The sequence below is a fragment of the Thiothrix unzii genome, assembly GCF_017901175.1.
In the GTDB taxonomy this organism is placed as follows: Bacteria; Pseudomonadota; Gammaproteobacteria; order Thiotrichales; family Thiotrichaceae; genus Thiothrix; species Thiothrix unzii.
On record NZ_CP072793.1, the window covers coordinates 460176 to 470639 of the forward strand.

11 protein-coding genes are annotated in these 10464 nt (G+C 48.7%); 9 read left to right on the plus strand and 2 right to left on the minus strand.

The window, feature by feature from the left end; genetic code table 11:
* Position 1: 1 nt before the first annotated feature.
* The 7 genes from rimM to trxA all read left to right on the plus strand — a co-directional run bounded on the left by rimM (position 2) and on the right by trxA (position 5883).
* Positions 2 to 508: a ribosome maturation factor RimM gene (gene rimM, locus J9260_RS02590; RefSeq protein WP_210219502.1), complete on the plus strand. Its 507-nt coding sequence runs from the start codon at positions 2 to 4 to the stop codon at positions 506 to 508.
* Positions 509 to 514: 6 nt separating this feature from the next.
* Positions 515 to 1264 (plus strand): tRNA (guanosine(37)-N1)-methyltransferase TrmD, encoded by a 750-nt coding sequence (trmD, locus tag J9260_RS02595; protein ID WP_407058184.1) that lies wholly within the window; start codon positions 515 to 517, stop codon positions 1262 to 1264.
* A gap of 9 nt (positions 1265 to 1273) precedes the next feature.
* Positions 1274 to 1618, plus strand: a complete 345-nt coding sequence (gene rplS / locus J9260_RS02600) for a 50S ribosomal protein L19 (RefSeq protein WP_210219504.1) — start codon at positions 1274 to 1276, stop codon at positions 1616 to 1618.
* 79 nt (positions 1619 to 1697) lie between these two features.
* Positions 1698 to 3509, plus strand: a complete 1812-nt coding sequence (locus tag J9260_RS02605) for a putative bifunctional diguanylate cyclase/phosphodiesterase (RefSeq protein WP_210219505.1) — start codon at positions 1698 to 1700, stop codon at positions 3507 to 3509.
* 16 nt (positions 3510 to 3525) lie between these two features.
* Complete coding sequence (gene mpl / locus J9260_RS02610; protein ID WP_210219506.1) at positions 3526 to 4875, plus strand: UDP-N-acetylmuramate:L-alanyl-gamma-D-glutamyl-meso-diaminopimelate ligase; 1350 nt, start codon at positions 3526 to 3528, stop codon at positions 4873 to 4875.
* A 9-nt stretch (positions 4876 to 4884) separates the two neighbouring features.
* Positions 4885 to 5487 (plus strand): UbiX family flavin prenyltransferase, encoded by a 603-nt coding sequence (locus tag J9260_RS02615; RefSeq protein WP_281419422.1) that lies wholly within the window; start codon positions 4885 to 4887, stop codon positions 5485 to 5487.
* 21 nt (positions 5488 to 5508) lie between these two features.
* Complete coding sequence (gene trxA / locus J9260_RS02620; protein ID WP_210219507.1) at positions 5509 to 5883, plus strand: thioredoxin; 375 nt, start codon at positions 5509 to 5511, stop codon at positions 5881 to 5883.
* A gap of 86 nt (positions 5884 to 5969) precedes the next feature.
* Here trxA and J9260_RS02625 read toward each other — a convergent pair whose 3' ends face one another.
* Together J9260_RS02625 and J9260_RS02630 are read right to left on the minus strand one after the other, a co-directional pair.
* Positions 5970 to 6476, minus strand: coding sequence for a PIN domain-containing protein (locus tag J9260_RS02625; RefSeq protein ID WP_210219508.1), 507 nt, complete (start codon positions 6474 to 6476; stop codon positions 5970 to 5972).
* On the minus strand, positions 6473 to 6847 hold the full coding sequence (locus J9260_RS02630) for a UPF0175 family protein (protein WP_210219509.1): 375 nt from the start codon (positions 6845 to 6847) through the stop codon (positions 6473 to 6475). The genes J9260_RS02625 and J9260_RS02630 overlap by 4 nt, the downstream gene beginning before the upstream one ends.
* A gap of 256 nt (positions 6848 to 7103) precedes the next feature.
* On the opposite strand from J9260_RS02630, the gene J9260_RS02635 reads away from it, so the two are divergent.
* Entirely contained in the window at positions 7104 to 9146 is a 2043-nt protein-coding gene (locus J9260_RS02635; protein ID WP_210219510.1) for a hypothetical protein, read from the plus strand.
* Positions 9143 to 10201: an IS701 family transposase gene (locus J9260_RS02640; protein ID WP_210217672.1), complete on the plus strand. Its 1059-nt coding sequence runs from the start codon at positions 9143 to 9145 to the stop codon at positions 10199 to 10201. The genes J9260_RS02635 and J9260_RS02640 overlap by 4 nt, the downstream gene beginning before the upstream one ends.
* Positions 10202 to 10464 lie beyond the last annotated feature (263 nt).

The following is a 10464-nucleotide window of genomic DNA, read 5'->3' on the forward strand; positions in this document are numbered from 1 at the left end:
CATGTCCCAGCCGGACATGATTATACTAGGTAAGATTGCCGGTGTTTTCGGTGTTAAAGGTTGGGTGAAGGTCTTTTCACACACTGAACAGCGTGATGGCATTTTAGGGTATAACCCTTGGTTTTTGCGTATTGCGGGTGAGTGGCAGGTTTTCAAAGTATTGGTTGGTCAAGCACAAGGTAAAATCCTTGTGGCTCAGTTGCAGGGCATTGATACGCGCGAACAAGCAGAGCGTTTGTTAGGGTGTGAAATTGCCATTCCACGTGAGCAGTTACAGAGCTTGCGCGACGGTGAGTATTATTGGGCAGACCTGAAAGGTATGCGTGTTGTGACTGACACGGATGTTGATTTCGGGGTGGTGGATGCATTGTTTGAAACCGGAGCCAATGATGTCATGGTCGTGAACGGTGAGCGGGAGCGTTTAGTTCCTTGGATTATGGGTGATGTTATTAAGTCGGTGTCATTAGATGACCGCATCATTGTGGTGGACTGGGATCCCGACTTTTAAATGACCATGCGTTTTGATGTCATTACGCTGTTTCCTGCTTTAGTTAATGCGGTGGTTGAAAGCGGCGTTACGGGTAGGGCAGTGGAGCGCGACATTATCAGCTTGCATTCATGGAATCCGCGTGATTATGCGCAGGATGTTCATCGTACCGTAGACGACCGACCGTATGGCGGTGGGCCGGGAATGGTGATGAAGGCGGATTGTTTGCTTCAGGCAATACGCGATATTCGTCGGGAAAATCCGGGGAAGGTCGTTTACCTGAGTCCGCAAGGTCGGCTTCTGAATCAAGCGATGGTGAGCGAGTTGGCAGCACAGACAGGGTTGATCTTGTTGTGTGGACGTTACGAAGGGATTGATGAGCGTGTTATCGCGCTGGAAGTCGATCTGGAGTGCTCAGTAGGTGACTACGTGTTAAGCGGTGGTGAACTGGGTGCGATGGTGTTGATTGATGCTGTTACCCGCTTATTACCGGGGGCATTAGGTCATGCCGAGTCTGCCGCTCAGGATTCTTTTTTTGACGGATTGTTGGATTGCCCGCATTATACTCGACCAGAAAATTTGGAAGGTTTAGTGGCTCCCGCCGTTTTGAAAAGTGGCAACCATGCCGATATTGCCCGCTGGCGTAAAAAGCAAGCCTTGGGTAGAACTTGGCAACGTAGGCCAGAGTTGTTACAGGCGCGACAGTTAACGGACAGTGAGCGTGTGCTGCTGGACGAGTACATAAACGAGTTAGATAGAAGTACAGAACTTCATTAGAGGATTATCATGAGCACGATTATTCAGCAGCTTGAACAAGAGCAAATGACGAAAGTTATCCCCGCGTTTAATCCGGGTGATACAGTCATCGTTCAAGTACGGGTTAAAGAAGGCGATAAAGAGCGTCAACAGGCATACGAAGGCGTTGTTATCGCCAAGCGTAATCGTGGTCTGAACTCTGCTTTCACAGTACGTAAAATGTCTTACGGTGAAGGTGTTGAGCGTGTTTTCCAAACATACAGCAACAGCATCGCCAGCATTGAAGTAAAACGTAGCGGTGATGTACGCCGTGCGAAGTTGTACTACCTGCGTGGTCGTACTGGTAAGTCTGCGCGTATCAAAGAAAAACTCTGATTCTGCTGTCATGGCAGGGAGGCCGGTAATGCTGTTTTGGCTTACCGGTTTTACCTTCATTTAGCTGAGGGTTTGAATAATGGAACTCCTCGGTCTTCCAGTACAAAGCAGTGTATTAGTCTACGGATTACTCGCCGTTGCCCTATTACTTCCGCTTGCTGTTTGGTTTATTTCCCGACAGCGTTCTCGTGCCCGTTTGCAATGGGCGCAATACAGTGTCTTGTCTTACGTTTTAACGGATACGTTAGAAGCGGCGGTGCTCGTGGATGCACGGGGTATTGTTGATTTCGTCAATCCGGCTGCCGAAAAAATCCTTAAATACAAATTACGCAGTGCGCGCGGCAAGCATTTCAGCGAATTATTCACCTTAGTTAATCCCGTTACCTTAGAATCTATGGTATGGCTTAATGCGGCGCAAGGCGATGTCCGCCCACAATCAGGCCATGCTTTGCTCAATGCCTCGGGAATTAATGCCTTACAAGTGTCCTACACAGTGCGCCCGTTTGTGTATACGGATACCCAGCAACCGCTGTATTTATTGTTGTTGCGTGACCAAACCGAATTGTACGCACTGCAATTGCGTTTAGATCACTTGGAAATGCACGATCAACAAACCATGTTGTTAAACAGCAAGAGTTTTGAATCGCGTTTAAAAGTGGCTATTGATCAGGTGCGTCAGCATGGCGTTAAACACGTTTTCTGTTTGGTGTCGATGGATCAGTTCAAACTCGTGAATGATACGCTGGGGCATAGTGCAGGGGATGTGTTGATTGAACGTATTTCGCGCATTCTTAAAGAAGAAGTGGATCCGCGTCGTGATGTGTTGGCGCGTTTGGGCGGTGATGAGTTCGGTATTTTATTCCAAGAAAGCGAACCGGCGGTTGCTGCACGTGCCACGGAACAAATTCGTCAGCGTTTAGAAAATTACGAATTTGAGTGGAATAAAACACGTCATCAAGTTACTGCCAGTATTGCTTTTGTGCCTTTATACAAAACATTAGGTACGCCGAATCGGGTGCTGTCAGTAGCCGATGCCGCGTGTCGGGTAGCTAAGGATAAGGGTGGTAATCGCATCCATATCTATAAGCCGAATGACCAGGAAATTCTCAAACACCGTGGCAATATGGTATGGCTGGGGCGTTTGAAAAAAGCTTTTGAAGGCGGTAATTTCCGTTTGGTAGCCCAGCCTATTCATCTGTTAGAACCGCAAGCCTTCAAACGGCCGTTTACGCATTACGAAGTGCTGATTCGGCTTTATGATGAAAATAATCAGCCGATTTCCCCCGATGAATTTATTCCTGCCGCTGAATATTATTCGATGATGCCGCGTTTGGACCGTTGGGTAGTGCGGAATTTATTGCAAGCTTTGCAGGAAATTACCCAAAAAGTGCCGCGCCCGGTATTTGCGATTAATCTATCAGGGCAGAGCTTGGATGAACCTGATTTCTTGCCATTCGTGCTGGAAGAAATTCGTCAGGCGGGTATCAGTCCGGCAATGTTGTGTTTTGAAATCACTGAGCGGGTGGCGATTCACAATGTGGAACTGGCACAAAAATTCATTGAAACCCTAAAAGGCTTGGGTTGCAGTTTTTCCTTGGATGACTTCGGCACAGGGGTAAGCTCTTTTAGCTACTTGAAGACTTTGGCGGTCGATTATTTAAAAATTGATGGTAGCTTTATCAAAGACATTGCCACTGATGGTATCGCCGAGGCAATGGTGCGTTCAGTTAATCAGGTTGGGCATTTGATGGGCATACAGGTGATTGCAGAGTATGTCGAAAATGAACAAATTATCGGGATTTTGCGCGACATTGGTGTGGATTACGGGCAAGGTTACGGCATTTCCAAGCCATTGCCATTGGCTGAAGTGATTCAACGTCATACCCTGTAAATCAAAAAGGATAAGCATGAAAATTCATATTCTGGGTATTTGCGGCACATTTATGGGCGGTATTGCCTTATTAGCACGGGCGCAAGGCCATGAAGTAACGGGTGCGGATAGCAATGTTTACCCACCGATGAGTACCATGCTGGCAGAGCAGGGTGTCGCGATTATACCGGGGTATTTGCCGCAAGATTTACCGGCGGATGCGGATGCCATTGTGGTCGGCAATGTGATGAAGCGCGGCTTAGATGTGGTGGAACACATGCTCGATCACAACTTGCCTTATACGTCGGGGCCGCAGTGGTTAGGCGAGCAGATTTTGCGCGAACGCTGGGTGTTAGCGGTTGCCGGAACCCATGGTAAAACTACCACCGCGAGTATGTTGGCGTGGATTCTGGAATACGCAGGTTTGCAGCCCGGTTTTTTAATCGGTGGTGTGCCAGAAAATTTTGGGGTGTCAGCGCGTTTGGGTGAATCTCCGTTTTTCGTGGTGGAAGCGGATGAATACGACACTGCATTTTTCGATAAACGTTCTAAATTTGTGCATTATCACCCGCGCACCGTTATTTTAAATAATCTTGAATACGATCATGCGGATATTTTCCCGGATGTGCAGGCGATTAAAACCCAGTTTCATCATTTAATGCGCACGGTTCCCAGTAGCGGTTTGGCAGTGGTGAATGGTGGCGATGCGCACCTCAAAGAAACCTTGGCGATGGGTTGCTGGACTCCAGTGGAAACGTTTGCGGATGGCGATTGGCGCGCACACTATTTGCAGGCGGATGGCAGTGAATTTCAGGTGTTTTTCAAAGAACAGGCGCAAGGCGTGGTACGTTGGGAGTTGCTGGGCGAACACAATGTAAACAATGCGTTGGCGGCGATTGCGGCGGCGCGTCATGCAGGTGTGCCGGTTGCTCATGCGGTCGAAGCATTGGCGGCGTTTAAAGGTGTGAAACGGCGGATGCAATTGCGTGGTGTGGTGCGCGATGTGGCGGTTTACGACGATTTTGCGCATCACCCGACCGCGATTACTACCACCTTGGCGGGATTGCGGGCAAAAGTGGGTGCGGCACGGATTATTGCCTTGCTGGAACCGCGTTCCAATACCATGCGGATGGGGACGCACAAGGCGCAATTGGCAACGGCGTTGCAGGCGGCTGACGTGGTGCTGCTGTATCAACCGCAAGGTTTGGGCTGGGATTTAGCGGATGTGGTGGCGCAAATCGGTGAAAAAGCCCAATTAGTGCAAGATATTGATGCCTTGGCGACGCAAGTGGCGCAACTAGCGGGAGCGGGAGACCATATTCTGGTTATGAGTAATGGCGGTTTCGGCGGCATCCATGACAAGCTATTGGCGGGATTGGCTGAATAGGGATTTGTTTTGACCATTACACTGATTATGACCGGGGCATCTGGGGCGCAATACGGTTTGCGCTTGCTGGAGTGTTTGCTCCGCGCGGGGCATCGGGTGTATTTGCTGCTGTCGCGTCCGGCGCAAATCGTGGTGAATATGGAAACTGAGCACCGTTTGCCGGGGCGTGCGAGTGAAATTCAGGCGTATTTTACCCAGTTGTACGCTGCGCAACCGGATCAATTGCAGGTATTTGAGCGCGAACAATGGACAGCACCCATCGCCAGCGGCAGTGCGGTGGCGGATGCGACGGTAGTTTGCCCGTGTACCACGGGTACGCTTTCCGCGATTGCCTGTGGTAGCAGCCGCAACTTGATTGAGCGGGCGGCGGATGTGACCTTGAAGGAGCGCAAAAAGCTGATCTTGGTAGTGCGCGAAACCCCGTTTTCCGAGATTCATCTGGAAAACATGCTGAAACTGGCGCGGATGGGGGTTATTATCATGCCTGCCAATCCGGGCTTTTATAACCGCCCACAGAGCGTTGAGCAACTGGTGGATTTCATGGTGGCGCGGGTACTCGATCATCTGGGGCTTGCCCACGAATTAATGCCCCGTTGGGGCGAACCAACTTAAATTTTATATAAGGAACTAGCTATGGCGACTGAAGAAATTACCTCGCAAACGTTCGAGGAAACCATCACCCAGAATGACATCGTGATTATCGACTTCTGGGCTCCTTGGTGTGGGCCATGCCGTTCTTTCGCACCGATTTATGAAAAGGTTTCAGAAAACCATTCTGACATCGTGTTTGCTAAGGTGAATACTGAAGAAGAGCAAGATCTGGCAGAACATTTCCAGATCCGTTCGATTCCTACGCTGATGATTTTCCGCGAGCAAGTGGTGTTATTCGCACAGCCGGGCATGTTGAGCGAAAGCCAGTTGGAGCAAGTGATTACGCAGGTGCGCAGTTTGGATATGGCGAAAGTTCACGCGGACATCGCCGCAGAAGAAGCGCAGCCACAGTCTTAAGCGTTAGGGTTAGACTCGCGTTTATTGAAAAGAGCCGGATTCGTTCCGGCTTTTTATTGGGGGTAATGGTGGGTAAACTCCGCTTGTTACTCCCCCGCAGATTTTAATGCTAACTCAATCACCGTTTGAGAGAGGTAGTAACCTGATGCACGAAGTGATTCCAGCAAGGGGCGAGCTTGGGGTATCAGTCCTAAGCGAGCAGCGGTTGCAATAATACCTGCGCTGCCGATCAGTTCCAGTGAGAGATTTTGAGCGGCGGCACGCCCTTTGGCTTCATCAATGACTAAACGGGGTGTGTGTCTGTTACGTTGATATTCTAATGCCAGTAAAATAGAGCTTCTTTCTCCCGGATCAAGCCATTCCAAGTGTGTGCCGTCATTATCACTGGGTGAATGGCAGACTTGCAGCCATCCTTCCTGAATGGCTGCTCTGATCGCTACTGAGTCCGCAAAGTTTCCACCCGATAACACTTCTTGTTGAACAATTTCCGTCATCACAACATCGGTAAATATTTCACGTAACAGGTGAAGGTGTTGAATCCGTGCGAGTGCAATCAAGGGGCTTGCGTCAGCAATAACAACCACGGGCTTCATGCAGCTTCTAGCTTCGACTTTTCTTGATGTTCCTGAACGAGTTTTTCAATCATCAGGGCTTCGGTTTCGGCTTCTTGTGTCGAATAATCGACGACAGGGATACCCATCGCTGAAACTATGGATAACATTTCTGAGAGCGACTTTCCTGCGACTTTTGCGGCTGCGGAAATAGAAAGTAGCTTGTCTCGAAACAATGCCACACCCAGCACTAATTGCACTTGTGCGAGGTTGGGTATGCCAGAAAGTTGCTCCATACTAACCAATAAGGAGTCTGGCTTATCACGGTTTGTGACCATTACCAGCCCATTCTTGGCTTCACGCAAAGCGACGGAGGGATTGGCTTTTAATTGACGTATATTAACAACTTGCATCGTGTTCTCTCATGATGTAGGAACAATGGTCTCGAATATAGCACTGTTAAGCTGCATTCTCCAGCTTTCATCATGGCCTCTGAAAGCGTTGCTGATTCATTCAGGCAGCGTTTAGCTATTAGTACCGTTTATCGGAAATGCCGGGTTCGCTCCGGCTTTTTTATGCCCACCAGTTTGAAACTATGGGACAATATTCGAGTATATAAAAAATCTTAATGCTGGCTGACTGATAAAACGATAAGAACAGGGGTTCCTCATGTCTCATCCTCCTTCCTCGCTTGGGTTGCGCATCCTTTGGCTGTGCTTAATCTTGCTACTACTTCCTGCGTTGGCGAATGCTGCGCCGAGCGTCACTATTGGCAGATTTGGTCCCGGTACGATTGATGGTACTGCACCATTCAAGGTTTTGGGTGCTTGCGCTGATGATGCTGATCAAGATATTGACGGCGAGGACTGCGGTGAAAGCAACGGCGTGGTGCGTACCCAAGATTCGGTGAGCCACATTTGGTCGATTACCGCTGATGGCTATGTTCCCGGTGCGCCTAATTTAAAGAATGTGGTGCTGGAGCAAATTATCAAGCCGAGCACGAATGCAGTCGTTCAATTTGATAGCTTGCCAGTTGCCTGTACCCCTAAAGCTGGTGGGGGGAGTAAACCTGCATCTGGTATTGTGGATAACGGAAATGGCAGTTGGAAGTTAACCTGTAACCTTGGTGAATTCAGTGAAGGTCAGCAGAAGTCACTGACGGTTAACGTGAAAATTTCAGGTAAGTCATGGAACGGATCAGATTATATCTCTAGTCAGCGGGTCTATTCGGTCGCGGATGACGGCGTTACTGAGAATGCGGCAGGTGCTTCCTATGCTGATGTTGGCCCCATTAAGATTTCAGCACAGCCTGCTTATGACTTGGTGCACTCTATTAATACCACGCACGGTTTTTATAATGCGGATACGGGGGTGCGTGCTGTTAAAGACTTGAACGGTGATGGCGTTATTAATACTGCGGACAACGAAGCAGGTTATTACACCTATAGCTTAATTCGTTTGGCGGCTGCCAGAAAAACGGGTATTGAGGCAGTTACCCAGCCGATTGAGTTTAAAGATACCTTTAAGGCGACAGCATTAGCCGAGAATGGCGCAGATTTTCCGTTAGAGTTTTATGTCACAGAATGTAGAGATAACCCCTCGCAATGGGGTGGTGAAGTATTTGGTAGCAAAAGCTATTACTCTTCGTTTGATAACTATTCTTATAAATACCATGCGTTGAATTCTGGAACTTGTCAGTTGGTACGAGATACTCCGGCTGATCCGACCTCTGTAGCGTTTACCGCAACGTTAAATAATGTTGATTTATCCGGTACGCATTACCCGGCTTTAGGTTTTGGTGGTGTTGATTATTCAGCGGGCCCTTATTATGCCGCTGATTACCGCGTGCAGTTTTTCATCCCTTTCCGTTCGATTGATATGACCGACGGGGTGATGAATGACCAAGGTAGTGTTTATCTGTCCAGTGTATTGAGTGGCTTTGACCCGCAGAGTATGTCAGGTGTCTCGAACTACGGTACAGATGTCGAGCCAGGGTACGATGGGGCACAAATGAATGGGTTACGCGGCAATAACCGTTTAGGCCCCACACAATATTTATTAACAGTTGCCGGTAGTTTTGATAAGCGGAATGTCAAGAATGTCGATAACTCGGTGACTAATTACATTCATACTAGCCCATCGTCTTATCATGGCGGTGACGGTGAAATGGAGCCGGAGCAAGCATATGCTGGTTTTGTGTACTTTTTGAATAATGGTACGAAAGCCCTGCAAAATCCAGTAGCTTGCGATGTGTTTGATAATACTGTGCAACGCTTGACTGATCGTAGTGACACGGGTGGCACGGCTACGCCGGGTACTTATGCGTATGTGGGTACGTATGCACCTAATGGTTTTGACTACCGTAATTATGTGGTGGAGTATGCACACATTGATTTGACGGGTGATGACCCGATTGATCGCAACCACGATGGCACAACGGATTATGATATTACTACGGGACGTTACCGAGGGGATTGGAGCAAAGCGCGTGCCGCACGTTGTGATGATGCCGCACCTACTGGTGGTTGGTTTACTGATCCGAGTCAAGTTCCGGGTGGTATTGATAACGTTAACGCAGCCCGCGCCCGCTTGAGTGACACTGCAAAAGCGGCTGGAATTGCATTTGACCCTGGGCATCAAATACGTTTTGCCGTACCTTTAAAAACTGATGTTACGCAGTCCGACCTCTCCTCGACTATATTTCAGGTATGAATCAAACACGTCTTGACCTCTACACCGACTACCTGACCGTGACCTTTGGCTACGCCACAGCAACGGGTTTATCCCAATTATTGGACGGCGAAATTAGCCACGATGCGATCAGTCGTTTTCTTTCGGGAGATGAGTACACCTCGAAAGACCTGTGGAAACAGGTAAAAAAGACCGTCAGGGAGGTCGAATCAGCCGATGGCATCCTGATCATCGACGATACGGTGCAAGAAAAGCCCTACATGGACGAAAACGATCTAATTTGTTGGCATTACGACCACTGCAAAGGGCGTAATATCAAGGGAATCAACTTGTTAAACTGTCTATATCATAGCAATGGTGCATCCATTCCTGTTGCATTTGAACTGATACGGAAACCGTTCCGTTTCTGTGACATCAATACACGCCAAGAAAAGCGGTGCAGCGATGTCACCAAAAATGAGCAAATGCGCTCCATGATTGACACCTGCATTCAAAACCAACTGACATTTTCATGGGTGTTGAGCGACATTTGGTTCGCCTCCGCCGAGAATATGGAACACATCAAGGAGAAACGGCAAAAGGACTTCATTATGGCATTGAAAAGTAACCGATTAGTGGCATTGAGCGAAGTAGACAGCAAGGCAAAACGTTACACACGACTCGACCAATTGGTATGGACAGAACAAAAAGCCATCAAGGGCTGGTTGAAGGGGCTAACCTTCCCCGTCAAGCTCGCCCGGCAAGTCTTTACGAACAAAGACGGCAGCAGCGGCATTTTGTATCTGGTCTGTAGCCGCTTGGCAGCAGAGTGGGACGAAATCACGACAACCTACCAAAAACGGTGGAAAGTCGAGGTCTTCCATAAATCGCTCAAATCCAATGCTGCCTTTGCGAAATCCCCTGCCCACACCGCTAAAACACAAGCGAATCACTTATTCGCCTCCATCGTCGCCGTCTTCAAAATGGAGTGTTTGACCATCAGCAAGCATCTTAACCACTTTGCCTTGCGTTCAAAGCTCTACGCCAAGGCAATTCGGGGCGCTTTTGATGAGCTACAGGTGCTTAGGGCTGCGTAACATCAGTTAAAAATTCGCGATAAATTCTATTCAGGATCTTATGCAGGACAAACCATTCCGGTCGGAACGGTTGCAGCTAACTTTGGTGGGGTACGTTCCGATAACTGGGCATCAGGGTGGACAGCGCGTAACTACGATGCAGCACCGGAAACCGGGCATACTGATGGCGACCGCGTTACCATTTCGCGCATTAAAATCACGCTGGATTCTGAATCATTAGAGCCAAAAGCGATACAGGGCAACACTGCAAACACCTTGGCGGG